Source organism: Pedobacter sp. GW460-11-11-14-TSB4, assembly GCF_059423705.1.
Genome location: NZ_JBWKYI010000042.1, coordinates 1 through 15,120, shown reverse-complemented (window position 1 = coordinate 15,120; position 15,120 = coordinate 1). Strand labels below are relative to the sequence as shown.

Genomic DNA, 15,120 nt, shown 5'->3' with positions numbered 1-15,120 from the left:
CTATTGTACTAGCGATTTAATATTTCCGTTTGATTTTATTAATTGTATTTCGGCTATCTTGTAATTCAATAAAGCCTGTGTATAGCTGTTCTGTGCCGATGTAAGTGCATTTTCTGTATCCAGCAGATCGGTTAAAGAAGCTAAGCCATTGTTATAATTGTTCTGTGTGCTTTTGTAAATTTCCTGCGCTAAATCGGCATTTTTACGCTGCGATTTAATGGTGTTTAAATTGTTTCTTAGCTGGATCTTCGCATTTTCGTAAGCCAGGTTTAAAGCGTTTACAGATTCTCTTCTGTCTTCTTTTGCCTTTTTAATATCAACATCTGCCTGGCGGATTTTTGAGCGGGTTAAAAAGCCATTAAAAATAGGCACTCTTAGGGTTAAACCAACCGCTGATGCACCATATCCAATTGCAGCAGCATTCGATTTTAAGAAATCGAAGCTATCACTCTGACTCGAATAGGTGTAGTTTCCGGTTAAAGCCAGTGAGGGATAATACTCGGCTACATAAGCTTTTCTTTGGAGTGATAACAGTTTATCCTGATTGTTTAAAAGTTTAACCTCTGTTCGGTTTGCCAGATCGATAGAATCGGTAAATACAGGCAAAGTAGTTACTTCGGTTAACTCAGTAGCAGGCAGGTTAATTTGAGTCGCAACCGACATCCCCATCGAAAATTTCAATTGATTTTCCAATTGGGTAATGGCATTGATCACCTGCTCGCGCTGGGTGTTCAGGTTGGTTAGGTTTACCATAATCCTGTCGACATCGATTTTTCTTGCTAAACCATTTTTATATTGGTTCGAAACAATTTTCTCTACAATCTTAACATTTTTGATGTTGGTATCGATTACGTTAAGTTGCTGTCTGTTTACCAAAACCTGATAATAATTATTGGCAACCAGTTCGATAATCTGTTCTTCTGTTAATTGCGAAGTAAGGTTATAATATTCCTCACTTGATCTGGCTGCCTGCAAGCCTGTAAAAACCTGTTGGTTAAACAATTGTTGCGATAGCTGAACACCAGCAGATGAATTCCAGTTCTGGCCTAATTTAATTGCCTGTGTTTGACCACCAAAATTGGCAACCAATTGCCCAATAATTGGGTTATAGGTTAATCCGACAGTACCTGTAATTTGAGGCAAGGCCTGGGCCCTTACTTCCTCAACCTTGTATCTTCCGCCTTCAATATCCAGTTTCGCCTTACGAACCTTGTTATTGTTTTGGAGCGCATAGGTTAGCGCATCTTTTAAGGTAACTTGCTGCTGAGCAACTACCAGCTGCGGTAAAGCCGAGCCGATAATAAGTATGAGCATTAATTTTACCATTTTTACTCTAAGCATAATGTATTGTTTTTTGTTTTTGGGTTCTTATCTATTTAAAATTTGCGGCCCGTTTACCATTGTTTCGGTCGCCGTATTTCAGTCTGAACATCTTAAACCCCTCACAAATATGGTGGTGAGGTTTTTTTGCTTCAGTGTCATTTTATTTAGTGCTTTTTTATCGGGAAAAAGGTCTTTTCCGGTTTCCATAATACACATGGTGCATAGGCCCATCAAACTTTCCAGATAAAGTTCTGCAACATGTGCAGTATCATCGTGCTCAATTTCTCCCTTTCCTTTTGCCTGGCTAAAAATCTCAGCGAAGAAATCTTTTTCTGAGCTTTTTAGGGCTTGTAACTTGCCTTTAATCACATCGTCGTTCAATAAATCAGGTATGCCTTCGGTAATCCTTAACATGTAATACTTTTGAAAGAAAGTGTTTCTCACTTCTATCGTACTGAAAAGGATGTCTTCTAAGGGCTGATCTGGATTATATTTCTTTTTGATCAACTCAAAGAAGTCGTTAAATACCCTTTCTATCACTCCAATAATTAAATGCTTCTTATCCGGGAAATAATAATAAAGCGATGGTTTGGAAACAGAAAGGTCTTCTGCTATATCGTTCATTGTGGTTTTACCAATACCAAAATGGATAAAGCGTTTTATAGCACCATCAATAATTTGCTCTCTCTTTTTATCGGCTACAATCATTTTACTTTTCTACTTTCTGACTTTTTTAATATTTTAGTCAAAAATAGTGCTAAAAAATCATTTGTCAGGAAAGGTTTGTTGAAAAGCGCATTAAGCTTACAATTTTATGACATAATTTTGCTTCTTTGTCTGTTTATATATCTTTACAAACCAATCATTTAGAAATCTTGTCTGTAATAATCAACATCTTTATTGTGCTGCTAACCATTGTTTCCATGGAGTGTTTGTCGTGGTTTATGCACAAGTATTTATTTCATGGCCCGCTATGGTCTATGCATAAAAGCCATCACCAGAAGGCAAAATCATTTTTCGAATGGAACGATTTGTTTGCTGTTCTGTTTGCAGCACTATCCTTATTCTTAATGTATATAGATCGTGATCATTTCGGTAATAGATTTTTTATTGGTTTAGGCATTACTTTATATGGCCTGATTTATTTCGTCGTACACGATTGGTTTGTACACCGAAGGTTTAAAACTTTTAAAAGTAATAACGCCTATTTGCAGGCGGTACGGAAAGCACATAAAATCCATCATAAAAACAGAGGTAAGGAAAAAGGAAAGGCTTTTGGGCTGCTGTTTGTAAAGAGAGGGTTAATAAAAAATGATTAAGATATTTTTAACTAAGTAATTAGTTTTATATTTACTTTTTAAATAGATAAATATGAAAAAGTACTTATTCATTCTTTTGGTTTTTATGGTGTCATCAGCAAGTGCCCAAATCACTAAATTTACCATTAAGGGTGTAGTCGCAAATACAGATAGCATTAAGTATGCTTATTTAACCACGATATCTCAACAGGTCCCAATTTCGAATGAGAAAATATTTATGGTTACACCAGTGGTTGATGGCAAATTTGAATTTTCCGGAACATTCGATCTCGAGGGTAAAGATTATCAGTATGCCAGTGTTTTTGTTGAAGAAAGAGGGAATATTTCTAAAGAAGAAGCGCTGTCAAAGTTCAGGAATTTAATTTGGGTAACGGGACGTAGGAGGAATGCAAGGCTTCTGGTGCTGGAAAATTTAACCTTATCCATTGATGAATATGGTAAAACAAAAGAATCTAAAGTTATTGATGGCGGAATCCTAACAAAACAAGATGATGAATATAAAATGGCCATAAGGGCGGGGGGCAGGCAATTGATCTCGTTTATAAAGAAATATCCAGATTCTCCAATATCATATTATTGTGTTAAAGAAACCACTTCCCTGTTTGATGCTGCTCATAGAGACAGATTTATTAGCCTTTGGGGTTCGCCAAGTGAATTGTTTAATGAACTTTCGCCCAAGCTAAAAAATAGTAAACGAGGAATTGAATTGAAGGAAAGTATTGATGCCAAGGCTAAACTATAATTGAATTGCTAGTCGTATTTTATAAATGATGAAAAAGTATTTATTCATTCTTGCAACATTAATCAGTTTTGTAACCTTTGTAAATGCTCAGCAAGCGGTAAAGGGTATGTTGAGATTAAAATCTGATTTTAATTCACTTGGCTTACAGCCATTGAAAGTTGTAATAAAAAGATATGACCTGGCAAGATTAAATGGAAAAATTGATACTATCATAGTTGGAAATCAGGTTTTTACTTACGAAACTGAACTTGCCGAACCATTAAACTTAACATTGGATTTTTATTGGAAAGATAAGAAGTTTACCACAAATAGTTTTTGGATGACGCCAGGGAGTTATGATATTACATTCGGTAATGATCTGATTCCAAAAATTCCGGAAAAATATACGGAAATAGCATTAGGTATAATTGAACTTGATCAACACGCTAAGGCTTTTTCAAAAAAAGCGGAAACATTGGTTAGTAATGTCAATTATGAAAATCAAAAAATAGCCGATGTTGAGCGGAAGATTTGGCAAATAAGAGATTCAGTAGACATTGCACTTGACCAAAATATTTATTTACCTGCAATAAAATCAAATGCCAATTCTCCGATAGGCTTATACGCACTTTGGAGGTATGCAGACAGGCCTCATGGCAATTCAAGAATCGTAACTAAACCAAAAGAAATTGATTCTTTATTAAATACGCTAAGTTTTGAAATAAAGGCGCTCCCTTCAGCAAAAAAATTAATCAATACAATATTGCTAGAAAAACAACTCAAAGTGGGTAACATGATGAAAAACGTTTCATTACCTGATGTTGCCGGCAAAATCTATAGTATAAATGATTTTAAAGGGAAATATGTATTGGTCGATTTTTGGGCAAGCTGGTGTACGCCTTGCAGGGCAGAAAACCCTAACCTTATTAAAGCTTTTAATAAGTATAAAAAATCGGGATTTCAGATCATTAGCATAACGAGAGACGAATTATCACGGAAAACAGATTGGATTGAAGCTGTTAAAACAGATAAGGTAGCGATATGGCTTCAATTGAGTGATTTTAAAAATATCGCGCAGAAGATTTATAACATCGAAGCCATACCTGTAAATTATCTTGTTGATCCAAAAGGTATGATTGTTGGTCGTGATTTACGCGGCGAAGATTTAGAAACCGCGCTAAAAAAGATTTTCAAATACTAATTTAAAATCGAATCAGGTATTGCAAAAAAAAAGATTTTTTTAGGTCTAATATTTTTTCTTTAATTGTAGGGGTTAGTGGCAGCAAGAAAGGAAAGGCTTTTGGGCTGCTGTTTGTAAAGAGAGGATTAATAAAAAATGATTAAAATATTTTTTAACTAAATAATTAGTTTTATATTTATGTTATAAATACAAAGCTGATGAAAAACCTTATTTTTTGCCTGGTACTACTTTTCGCAGGCTCGCTGCATTCACAAACCATCAAATTCACAGTAGAGGGGGTGGTCCAAAATCCTAAAAGCGCAAAATTTGCTTACCTGGTCAGTATGGCACCAGTAGCCGGAAAAGCAAATTTGTTTTTGGTCAGGCCAATGGAGGGGAATCATTTTCAATTATCGGCTACATCCGATTTAGAAGGACAACTTTTAAGAAACGGGTTTATCTTTATCGATGAACGTGGCGATATTACTTTAGCTGAAGTAAAGGCCAAAATAAAACAAAAGGTTTGGTATGTGGGTGGCAGTGCTAATCTGAAAAGTATTTTTCTGGAAGATGTTAAGTTGGATATTGAAAATCCTTACAATTTGGAACCTGCGAAGATAATTAGTGGAGGGGTTTATCTTCAGCAAACCAAGGATGCCCAGCAGGCACTTAGAGATAGGACATTGTTAGCTTTCATTAAACAACATGCTGATTCGCCAGTGGCACTTACCCAAGTGGTCTGGGCTGTGAGTTATATCAATGTTCCAAGTTCTTTGAAAGGGCCTGATTTTGGTACCCCCGAAGAGTTATATGGGGCACTTTCTACCCGTTTGAAGCAAAGTAAGGAGGGATTAGAGATTAAAGAGAAAATAGATAAGAAAAAAAAATAAAGCTTTCTATCAGGTTATATGCTCTTCGTTTTTTGGCAGGATGCTTGCTCTTTTTTGTTAAACCTATGCCATGAGAAAAATTTACTATGCCTTTGCCCTTTTATCGCTGCTTGCCATTACATCATGCGGAAAAAAGACTGATAGAGACCGTGCGGTTGCACTTGTCGAATCTAAATATGAAAATAGTCCTCAGGAATTGAATTTTGATGGCTCCAAATTGGATAGCCTTTACAATATTTCCCCTCAGGCTTATGCCGATAGCCTAAAAAAAGGAAATGAACTGGATATTACCTTAGCTGCTTTGGAGAGTCAAATCGAACATTTGAGTCAGGTTGAATCGGATAGTGTAGGATTGATTAGTGCGAAACTCACAAAAGAAAGATACCGCCTTTTAGACCTGGCCAAAATCAAACCCACTTTTATAGGCTGGACACTTTCTAATGTAGGTGTTGAAGGAGAGAAACCAGAAGTTTTAAGTTTTAATTTTGATAAGGGGATTACCAAAATCGTTCCTTAACTATTTTTTATTTTACTTTTGCAGCATAACACAAAATCAACATGCTTCAAATCCAGGAAAATATTTCGTTAAAACCCTATAATTCGTTTGGTATCGATGTTAAGGCCAGTTATTTCGCCGAAATAAGCGTTGAAGCAGATTTAATTAAATTGTTTAAGCAAGAGATCGTAAAATCTCAAAAACTTCTGGTTATTGGCGGGGGAAGTAATGTACTGTTTACTCAGGATTATGACGGGTTAGTTGTTAAAATCAGCATTAAGGGTATTCAGTCTAGCGCTATTGACGGTAAGGTTTTGGTAACAGCCGGCGCCGGTGAAGTATGGAACGATTTTGTGAACTATTGTGTTGCCCATCATTTTGCAGGTGTAGAAAACTTAAGCCTCATCCCTGGTACGGTTGGTGCATCACCCATACAGAATATTGGTGCTTATGGGGTAGAGCTTAAAGATGTTTTCGAAAGCTGTACTGCATTTGAGATCAAAACCGGAAAAATCAAAACCTTTAGTTATGCTGATTGCCACTTCGGTTACCGCGAAAGCATTTTCAAGGGTGAGCTAAAAGGTCAGTATATTATTACGGCAGTTACTTTCCGTTTGTCGGCAGAAGCAAAAATTAATACTTCCTATGGTGCAATTGAAACCGAGCTGCTAAACAGGGGAATCGAAAGGCCAAATATTGCCGATGTTTCTGCTGCGGTATCGCATATCCGCGTAAGCAAATTGCCCGATCCATCTACTATTGGTAATGCCGGCAGTTTTTTTAAAAATCCGGTAATCGAAAAATACGAATTTGCCGATATTGTGGCCAAACACCCCGATGTGGTACACTATGCTACAGCTGATGATAAAATTAAACTGGCAGCAGGCTGGTTAATTGAACAATGTGGCTGGAAAGGTAAAGTAGTGGGCCAAACCGGTACCTGGAAAAACCAGGCTTTGGTTTTAGTTAACCACGGACAGGCAACTGGCACAGAAGTGTACAATTTTTCTGAACAGATTATAGACAGTGTAAAGTCTACTTTTGGAGTCACTTTAGAAAGAGAAGTAAATATTCTGTGACGAAAGCTCGTCCTCAGGTAGTTGCGCGCTTTTGGCCCCATGCCAGAAAATTTTGGTACTAAGTTTGTTTAGGTTTAAGCGAATGGACAATAACTCATTTGTTTTTTTAACTACCTAAAGCTAAATATCATGACAAAATTTGAATTCAATCATCTGGTTAATCATCACTCGGTATCGCTTAGATCTTATGCTTTAAATTTTACTAAAGACGCAGAAGACGCAAATGATTTGGTTCAGGATACCATGCTGAAAGCGATCACTTATTACAATAAGTTTAAAGAGGGTACGAATTTAAAAGGTTGGTTGTTTACCATCATGAAAAATACTTTCATTAATAACTATCGCCGACTGGTGAAAACCAATACTTTAATTACGCAGAGTGAGGATATTTCTTCTGCAAACCTTTCATATAGTGCAACTAAAAATCAGGCTGAAAGTAAATTTGTGCTGGGCGATATTGATAAAGCGCTTTCACAATTACCAGAAGAGTATTATGTGCCTTTTATCCGTTATTTTGAAGGGTATAAATATCACGAAATTGCAGATATGTTAGCTATTCCGATTGGAACCGTAAAAACGCGTATCCACGTAGCAAGAGGAATTCTTAAAAAATATCTAAAAACCTATTCTAAAGAAATTGCCACATCAGAAGTGGCTTAAGATACATCCATCGAAAAACTAGAGGCTCAGATTTATCTGGGCCTTTTTTGTTTTTATTCCCACAAGAGACACGTCATCCCGAGAGATCCGTCTTGATAAATTTAGCTTCGCTGAGCACTACGTGGTTCTCGACTGTGTTGCACTCTGCTCGAAATGACGACATAGGAATATTTTATACTTTTAAATCTATCTGTTATTTGTATTGATGGTATACGATAAACCGAAACTAAGGGTGACGGTTGGACTCTAAAAAGGACATTACCAAAATGTTGTTAAAAGCAAAAGGCCTGAAAAATTCAGGCCTTATTTGCTTATCATATATTTGGTTAGTTGATTCTTATTTTTTCTTTCAACAATTCGCCTTCTCTCTTATTTCGAAACAAATGCAAACCCCGAACGATTATGTGTTTTGAAGCTTTTTTGCAGTGTTTTTGTTTTGTGGTTATAAAGATAAGGGAAATTTTAAATTTGTCAAGCTTTTTTTAACTTTTTTTTTATTTCTTTTGCTACCACTTGCCCGGAGATGATTGCAGGTGGTACACCAGGCCCCGGAACGGTTAATTGTCCGGTGTATAAAAAATTCGTTACCTTACTTTTCATTTTAGGTTTTAAAAAAGCAGTTTGTTTCAAAGTGTTTGCTAATCCATACGCATTTCCTTTAAAAGCATGGTAGTCGGCTACAAAATCGTTCATGGCATAACTGCGCTTAAACAAAATGTGGTCACGAATGTCATTCCCGGTTAAATTTTTAAAGCGATCGGTTAACAAATTGAAGTATGCTTCCATTTTGCTTTCGCTATCTTTTAAATCAGGTGCTACCGGAATTAAAAAGAAAAGATTCTCGCAGCCTTCCGGTGCTACGCTTTTATCTGTTACCGAAGGACAGCATACATAAAATAGCGGTTTTGACGGCCATTGCGGATGGGTGTAGATTTCTTCAGCATGTTGATCAAAATCTTCATCAAAAAATAAGTTATGGTGTAATATGTTGTTCAGCTTTTTATTTAATCCCACATAGAACAAAAGGCAGGAAGGCGCCATGGTTCTTTCGTCCCAGTATTTTTCGCTGTAATTGCGGTAAGGTTTATCAAAAAGATGCTGATCGATATGGTGATAATCGGCATTGCCGACCACAAAGTCGCTTTTAAAATTTCCCTTATTCGTAATTACGTACTCTGCCAGGTTGTTTGTTACTTCAATTTTGGTTACTTCGGTATTAAAAATAAATTTTACGCCTTCGCTTTCAGCTATTTGTTGCATGGCGGCTACAATTTTGTGCATACCACCCATGGGGTACCAGGTGCCTAATACAAGGTCGGCGTAGTTCATCAAACTGTATAAAGCCGGTGTATTTTGTGGCGTGGCACCTAAAAACAGAACCGGGAATTCTAACAATTTTCTCAAGCGATCATTTTTGAACAAATGGTGCACATGTTTCCGCATATTGCCCAAAAGTTGAAGTTTAATACCGCTTATGGCTAACCTTGGGTCGAAATATTCCATTACGCTGTGCGAGGGTTTAAAAACGTATTCATTCATGCCCACATCGTATTTGTATTTGGCCTGATCGAGAAAATAGGTTAGGTTTTTGCTGCTTCCTGGCTCCAGCTTTTCAAATAAAGCGTATAAATCAGCTAATGTTGCCGGAACATCAATAGTATCTTTTTTGCCAAAATAAATCCGGTAAGAAGGACTTAACCTTTTTAGTGTATAAAAATCAGAAGCTGTTTTGCCAAAAAGCTTGTAATAGTTTTCAAACACATCGGGCATCCAGTACCAACTTGGGCCCATATCGAAAAGAAAACCGTCTTTTTGCCAGCTCCGGGCCCTGCCGCCAGCCATTTCATTTTTCTCGATAACTGTAACATCGCAACCATCTTTAGCCAATAAAGCTGCCGCAGCCAAACCTGCAAAACCAGCGCCGATAATGGTAACCGTGGGTTTTTTCTCCATGGTGTAAATAAAGGAATTTTATTGCGTTTTGTTTTTGTTATTCTAATATTCTATTATTCTGCACCTGATGCAAAATCTTTAAAGCATGTAGGGTATAGGCGATTAATAAAACATAGGTTTTGCCATTAAGGAGTTAAGCAAGTTAAGCGGGATTATCTTAATGCCCTTAATTTCTTAATGTTTAAGCGTGAATATCTGCAAAGAGAACTCCTGATAGATTTCTTACCTTTGCCTAAACTCATGATTAAACTACGCATTATATTTTTTCTGCTATTGGCAGCAAGCCATGTTACTTACGCTCAGTTAACTGCTCAGGAAATTTCGATATTAAAAACGAATATGGTTAAGGCGGTAGAAAACTCCAGGCTAACCGACTCGTTGTTTACCAGGCTGAACAAACTGCCCAATAAAACCGCACTGATAACCGGCTATACCGGCACATTAGAGGCGCTTAAAGCCAAGCACTCATGGAATCCATACAACAAGATCAGGTATGTGAGCCGATCCCTTAAAACCATGCAAAAAGCAATTGATATGGATAAAGAAAATATGGAAATCCGTTTTATGCGGTTTTCGATTGAATTTTATACCCCTTCCTTCCTCGGCTTCAGCAAAGATTTAGCACTGGATAAAAAAGAGATCGTTAAACATTATCAAAATGAAAATTTTGGTCTTGCCGATCGCGAGCTGGTTAAAAACGTAGCTAAATTTATGATCGACAGTAAAAAATGTACGCCAGCTGAAGTTAAAATTTTAACAAAACACCTTTAGTATGAATTATACCTACCTGCTGATTAATCTTGGCGTAATTTTCTTTCCCCTGGTTTTGTCGTTCGATAAAAAGGTGCATTTTTTTAGCAAATGGAAATTTGTATTCCCTGCAATACTCATTACAGGTCTGGTGTTTTTAATTTGGGATATCCTGTTTACCAAACTCAATGTATGGTCTTTTAATCCCGATTACCTTATTGGGGTAAATCTTTTGGGATTACCCTTAGAAGAGATCCTGTTCTTTTTAACTGTTCCCTATGCCTGTGTATTTATTTACGAATGTTTAAATGCCTACTTTCCTAAAAACAACCTGCAAAAGTACAGTCTGGCCGTCAGTAATTTGTTCCTGGGGCTTTGTGTAGCCATTTTATTTTTTGGTTATAACAGGTGGTATACGCTGATCAATTTTGGCTTTTTATTTATGGTGCTGGCCTATGTTGAATATGTGAATGTGGAGTTCAGGTTTATGTACAAATTCTACAGGGCCTACCTGGTTTCGCTGATTCCCTTTTATATTGTAAACGGCTTTTTAACTTCTATTCCTGTAGTGATGTATAACGATCAGCAAAACCTTGGTTTTAGAGTAGGTACTATTCCTTTTGAGGATCATTTTTATTTAATGGGGCTGTTGTTGATGAATATTTACCTCTACGAAGTTTTTAAAAGCAAGGACGTTAAAAGAACTTAAAGGAGTGTTTAAAAATTAGGAAATGATTGGTCTGTGGTTCTTGGAGGCTGGCAGTCCCGCTTTACGCTTTACTCCGTTGCACTTCGTGTTCGCTCCAATCGTGTTTACGGACAAGGGGTTGTGCCTTGTAAACCAGCAAATGAAATGCTGCTAGGGTCACCTAGCCCCGGTTGAAGTGTTACCCTGCAGCAAAGAGGTATCCCGAAGTTTCGGGAAAGCGTATAAGCGTAAAACGGGAAGTAACTTGGTGCTTTGTAGCGAACTTGCGCTCCAAAAACAATAGCTAATCAAGCATGTAAGGCATCGAAGGTAATATAAGCTTATATGATACTTAAATTTCTTATCTGGTTAAAAACCTTTTTGTTTATCTTCAACCCGAAATTAATTAAATGGATTTACCCAGCTATACCAAGCAGCAACTCGCCTTACGCAACGGCCAAGACAAACCTCAAATATGGGTGGCTTATAAAGGCTTGATCTACGATATGACCGATAGCAGGCTGTGGCGGAACGGTAAACATTATGAACACTGGGCCGGTCAGGATTTAACCGACGAACTACCCGATGCACCCCACACCGAAGCTGTTTTCGAAAATTTCGTACCGATAGCCATATTGGTTTCACCCAATTGATTTTAATAAGCGTAGATTGTTCAGCGAAGATTTTACTCTATAAAAAAACTGCAGATTTAAAAGAAATTCATCTTTAAACCTGCAGCTCAATTTATCTGCAGTACGAAACAGGAAACTGCCTATTGAAAACTGTTAACTGATTACACTTCAATCGTAAAAGCACTTAAGCTTACAAATTCCTGAATTCTTGCAGCAACTTCTTCATCCGTTAAATTTAATAACTTCTCTGTTCCGAATTTTTCTACACAGAAAGAAGCCAATGCTGAGCCATAAATGATGGCGTTTTTCATGTTATTGAAGTTGATTGTGCCCACTTTAGCCAAATAACCGATAAAACCTCCTGCGAAAGTATCGCCGGCGCCAGTTGGATCAAATACTTCTGCCAAAGGCAAAGCCGGAGCAGAGAAAATCTGGTCTTCGTGGAATAACAATGCACCATGTTCGCCTTTTTTAATAATCAGGTATTTAGGCCCCATTGCAAGGATTTTTTTAGCAGCTTTAACCAACGAGTATTCGCCTGATAACTGACGTGCTTCAGCATCGTTAATGGTTAATACATCTACCATTTTAATGGTTTCCAACAAATCATCCATCATAATGTCCATCCAGAAGTTCATGGTATCCATTACGATTAATTTCGGGCGGTTTTTAAGGCGTTTAATTACCGTTTGCTGCACCTGTGGGGTTAGGTTGCCTAACATCAGGTATTCGCAGTCCTGATAGCTCTCCGGGATAATCGGGTCGAAATTTTCCAATACATTCAGTTCTGTAATTAAAGTATCGCGGCTATTCATGTCGTTATGGTATTTTCCCGACCAGAAAAATGATTTTTCACCTGCTTTAATCTGTAGTCCTTCGGTATCAATACCGTGTGCGGTGAAGGTGTCGATGTCTGATTGATGAAAATCATCACCCACTACTGCTACAATTTTTGCTTTATTATAAAAGTAAGAAGCTGCTAAACTGGCGTAAGTTGCCGCTCCACCTACAATTTTATCTGTTTTTCCGAAAGGAGTTTCAATAGCATCAAAAGCTACAGTACCTATGATTATCAGGCTCATATCTATGTATTAATTTTTTTTTAAAATTTTTCACTGCAAATATTGCATAAATAATTTAAAAGCCCTAATATTGCATTCCCAAAACGAACAAGGCTATGTGTGCCACAAAGTACAGAGAACCTCGTTTTAGGAAACGACCAGTACTCCTTCTTAGCTCAGCTGGTTAGAGCATCTGACTGTTAATCAGAGGGTCGCTGGTTCGAGCCCAGCAGAGGGAGCCAAAACCCGCAACGAAAGTTGCGGGTTTTTTGCATTTGGGACTGGCGAGAAGTTTATGGGCGTCCAGCAAAGGAACAGATTTCTTATTTTTAAAGATTTTTATGGAATTCTTTATTTACATCCTATACTCCGAGGGCTCCAATGTTTATTATATTGGCCATACGAACGATTTTATCAGGCGATTGGAAGAACATAATACCTCAAAGCATTTGACCTTTACCGCTAAGCACCGCCCCTGGGTTTTAAAAGTAGTATACGCCTGTGGTAATCTAAAGGCAGAGGCGGTCAAGATCGAACGGTTTATAAAAAGACAGAAAAGCAGAAATTTAATAGAAAGACTTATTGAAGGTAGTGAGTTAACAGGAATCTTATCTCAGCTGGTTAGAGTCCCGCATGTGCGGGATTAATCAGAGGGTCGCTGGTTCGAGCCCAGCAGAGGGAGCCAAAACCCGCAACGAAAGTTGTGGGTTTTTTGCGTTTGGGGTTGGCGAGAAGTTATTCTGAGCGCAGGCGAAGGGAACCCAGCAGAGGGAGCCAATGCCTTTCAGGTTATCGTAAAGGCGTTTTTGTTTTTAACTGATTTTCAAATGGTTAATACAGTAAATAGAGGATTATTTTGGTTCGAGTACAATATCCACACCCATACTGTTTAAAGCATTCAAAAATCTCAAACTTGCTTTACTAAATCTTCCTAGCGAATAAGTTATAATCTACATTCCCGGCTTTTTTTGGTTAGATGCCGTTAAATTCCATAGGATTGCAAGTTTTGCTGGCATTATATAGTTAAATGCCTGTTTTGAAAAGAAATAAATTAAGTCAATGTATTTTTCTGCTTCCTCTTCTGAAAGATTCGTGCCTTTAGCTTTGAAGTATTCGATTACCTTTTTAGTAGAAAGAGATCTTGTGGTTTGATTTTTCATTATGGTTGTTTTGTTTGAAACTTAATAAATGGATGTACTCCAAACAACTGTTAGATAATAAAAGTATATTGTTATATTAATTAATTAAGTCGTATCCTGCCCATTTACTAAAATAGAATCTATGAAAAGAAAATACCCAATGCTGAATTTGTTCGTTTTAATTTTTATTTCATTTACAATGGTAGAAACAGCCAATGCACAGCATAATGATCGAAAATTTCGTATCGCAAAAATACAAGTCTATCCTCAATATCTTGAAGAATATAAGGCCGCACTAGCTGAACATGCAAAAGATGCAGTCTTATTAGAACCGGGTGTATTGGCACTTCAAGCGGTTTATGACAAGTCTAATCCCCGAAATGTTACTGTTTTTGAGGTCTACGCAAATGAAGAGGCCTATCAAATACACTTAAAAACTAAGCATTTCTTGAAATATAAAAATGGCACCTTAAAAATGGTTAAGTCTCTCGATCTTGTTGAAGTTGCCCCAATTGGTATTGAAATTAAGAATGTGCTTTCAAAGCAATGATTTTTCAACTGAAATATAAATCTTAAACTACTCGAAATGAACAACACAGAAATATTCCCTATAGGTGAACCGTTATCCAATGATTGGTTTACCGGCAATGCTTTTTTATACCCATTAGTCAGCAAAGACAAGAACAATGAATTTTCGGCTGGAAGCGTAACCTTTGAACCTGGAGCAAGAACCAATTGGCATATCCACCCGAAGGGTCAGGTGCTGATAGTTATTGAAGGTAATGGTTTTTATCAGGAACAAGGCAGTAGGGCACAACCGATAAAGAAAGGTGACGTGGTAAATATTCCTGAAAATGTAATACATTGGCACGGTGCATCCGCTACAATGAAAATGGTTCACATTGCTATTACAAATTTCAAGGATGAGACACAGGTAACCTGGCTGAGTCCAGTATCCAACGAAGAATACAATGAAGTAGTTAAGTAAGAGACTCTCGGGTATTAAGGTGTCAATAAATAGGCTCTGTTTTGTGATGTTTTAAATTAAGAACAGTATGGTTCCATTATTGTAAAAGATTTTCATCAATTTTTGCGATTAGGGCTGGCGAGAAGTTTATCCAAACTTTATATGGACGTTTGAGTGGACGCGACATGTCTAGTCCTTGAAAAAGTTGACTATTTATTTTACTAAATTATAAAAATAAAAGAACCATTAAAATCTATTTTGA

General features: G+C 37.2%; 18 protein-coding genes and 1 tRNA gene. 14 read left to right on the top strand and 5 right to left on the bottom strand.

The window, feature by feature from the left end; translation table 11 throughout:
• Together AC07YT_RS23845 and AC07YT_RS23840 are read right to left on the bottom strand one after the other, a co-directional pair.
• On the bottom strand, nt 1–1,341 hold the full coding sequence (locus tag AC07YT_RS23845; RefSeq protein WP_086548987.1) for a TolC family protein: 1,341 nt from the start codon (nt 1,339–1,341) through the stop codon (nt 1–3).
• 78 nt (nt 1,342–1,419) lie between these two features.
• Nucleotides 1,420–2,031, bottom strand: a complete 612-nt coding sequence (locus AC07YT_RS23840) for a TetR/AcrR family transcriptional regulator (protein ID WP_086548988.1) — start codon at nt 2,029–2,031, stop codon at nt 1,420–1,422.
• A 167-nt stretch (nt 2,032–2,198) separates the two neighbouring features.
• Between AC07YT_RS23840 and AC07YT_RS23835 the strand changes: the two genes are divergently transcribed.
• From AC07YT_RS23835 to AC07YT_RS23805, 7 genes are all read left to right on the top strand, one after another.
• Nucleotides 2,199–2,642, top strand: coding sequence for a sterol desaturase family protein (locus AC07YT_RS23835; RefSeq protein ID WP_086549494.1), 444 nt, complete (start codon nt 2,199–2,201; stop codon nt 2,640–2,642).
• Nucleotides 2,643–2,694: 52 nt separating this feature from the next.
• On the top strand, nt 2,695–3,384 hold the full coding sequence (locus tag AC07YT_RS23830) for a hypothetical protein (protein WP_086548989.1): 690 nt from the start codon (nt 2,695–2,697) through the stop codon (nt 3,382–3,384).
• 28 nt (nt 3,385–3,412) lie between these two features.
• A complete protein-coding gene (locus AC07YT_RS23825; RefSeq protein WP_494945558.1) occupies nt 3,413–4,564 on the top strand; it encodes a TlpA family protein disulfide reductase in 1,152 nt (383 codons plus the stop codon).
• Between the two features lie 197 nt (nt 4,565–4,761).
• On the top strand, nt 4,762–5,433 hold the full coding sequence (locus AC07YT_RS23820) for a hypothetical protein (protein WP_086548991.1): 672 nt from the start codon (nt 4,762–4,764) through the stop codon (nt 5,431–5,433).
• Nucleotides 5,434–5,503: 70 nt separating this feature from the next.
• The gene (locus AC07YT_RS23815; protein ID WP_086548992.1) at nt 5,504–5,950 is read left to right on the top strand and encodes a hypothetical protein; all 447 of its coding nucleotides are present in this window, start codon (nt 5,504–5,506) and stop codon (nt 5,948–5,950) included.
• Between the two features lie 41 nt (nt 5,951–5,991).
• Nucleotides 5,992–7,008, top strand: coding sequence for a UDP-N-acetylmuramate dehydrogenase (gene murB / locus AC07YT_RS23810; RefSeq protein ID WP_086548993.1), 1,017 nt, complete (start codon nt 5,992–5,994; stop codon nt 7,006–7,008).
• A 129-nt stretch (nt 7,009–7,137) separates the two neighbouring features.
• Nucleotides 7,138–7,668 (top strand): RNA polymerase sigma factor, encoded by a 531-nt coding sequence (locus AC07YT_RS23805; RefSeq protein ID WP_029279781.1) that lies wholly within the window; start codon nt 7,138–7,140, stop codon nt 7,666–7,668.
• Between the two features lie 471 nt (nt 7,669–8,139).
• Here AC07YT_RS23805 and crtID read toward each other — a convergent pair whose 3' ends face one another.
• Entirely contained in the window at nt 8,140–9,621 is a 1,482-nt protein-coding gene (crtID, locus tag AC07YT_RS23800) for a bifunctional phytoene desaturase/3,4-desaturase (RefSeq protein ID WP_086548994.1), read from the bottom strand.
• Between the two features lie 177 nt (nt 9,622–9,798).
• Between crtID and AC07YT_RS23795 the strand changes: the two genes are divergently transcribed.
• The 3 genes from AC07YT_RS23795 to AC07YT_RS23785 all read left to right on the top strand — a co-directional run bounded on the left by AC07YT_RS23795 (nt 9,799) and on the right by AC07YT_RS23785 (nt 11,712).
• Nucleotides 9,799–10,392 (top strand): hypothetical protein, encoded by a 594-nt coding sequence (locus tag AC07YT_RS23795; RefSeq protein WP_145954301.1) that lies wholly within the window; start codon nt 9,799–9,801, stop codon nt 10,390–10,392.
• 1 nt (nt 10,393) lies between these two features.
• Nucleotides 10,394–11,080, top strand: coding sequence for a lycopene cyclase domain-containing protein (locus AC07YT_RS23790; protein WP_086548996.1), 687 nt, complete (start codon nt 10,394–10,396; stop codon nt 11,078–11,080).
• 389 nt (nt 11,081–11,469) lie between these two features.
• Nucleotides 11,470–11,712 (top strand): cytochrome b5 domain-containing protein, encoded by a 243-nt coding sequence (locus AC07YT_RS23785; RefSeq protein ID WP_086548997.1) that lies wholly within the window; start codon nt 11,470–11,472, stop codon nt 11,710–11,712.
• 140 nt (nt 11,713–11,852) lie between these two features.
• On the opposite strand, the gene AC07YT_RS23780 is transcribed toward AC07YT_RS23785, so the two are convergent.
• Nucleotides 11,853–12,773, bottom strand: coding sequence for a PfkB family carbohydrate kinase (locus AC07YT_RS23780; RefSeq protein ID WP_086548998.1), 921 nt, complete (start codon nt 12,771–12,773; stop codon nt 11,853–11,855).
• Between the two features lie 144 nt (nt 12,774–12,917).
• Between AC07YT_RS23780 and AC07YT_RS23775 the strand changes: the two genes are divergently transcribed.
• Both AC07YT_RS23775 and AC07YT_RS23770 read left to right on the top strand, forming a co-directional pair.
• Nucleotides 12,918–12,994, top strand: a tRNA-Asn gene (locus tag AC07YT_RS23775).
• Between the two features lie 99 nt (nt 12,995–13,093).
• The gene (locus AC07YT_RS23770; RefSeq protein ID WP_145954302.1) at nt 13,094–13,399 is read left to right on the top strand and encodes a GIY-YIG nuclease family protein; all 306 of its coding nucleotides are present in this window, start codon (nt 13,094–13,096) and stop codon (nt 13,397–13,399) included.
• A gap of 303 nt (nt 13,400–13,702) precedes the next feature.
• On the opposite strand, the gene AC07YT_RS23765 is transcribed toward AC07YT_RS23770, so the two are convergent.
• Nucleotides 13,703–13,912, bottom strand: a complete 210-nt coding sequence (locus AC07YT_RS23765) for a hypothetical protein (protein ID WP_086549000.1) — start codon at nt 13,910–13,912, stop codon at nt 13,703–13,705.
• 121 nt (nt 13,913–14,033) lie between these two features.
• Between AC07YT_RS23765 and AC07YT_RS23760 the strand changes: the two genes are divergently transcribed.
• Both AC07YT_RS23760 and AC07YT_RS23755 read left to right on the top strand, forming a co-directional pair.
• Nucleotides 14,034–14,441 carry a putative quinol monooxygenase gene (locus tag AC07YT_RS23760; RefSeq protein WP_494945557.1) on the top strand — a complete coding sequence of 136 codons (408 nt, stop codon included), beginning with the start codon at nt 14,034–14,036 and terminating at the stop codon, nt 14,439–14,441.
• A gap of 36 nt (nt 14,442–14,477) precedes the next feature.
• Nucleotides 14,478–14,879, top strand: coding sequence for a (R)-mandelonitrile lyase (locus AC07YT_RS23755; RefSeq protein ID WP_086549001.1), 402 nt, complete (start codon nt 14,478–14,480; stop codon nt 14,877–14,879).
• The last annotated feature ends 241 nt before the right edge of the window (nt 14,880–15,120 follow it).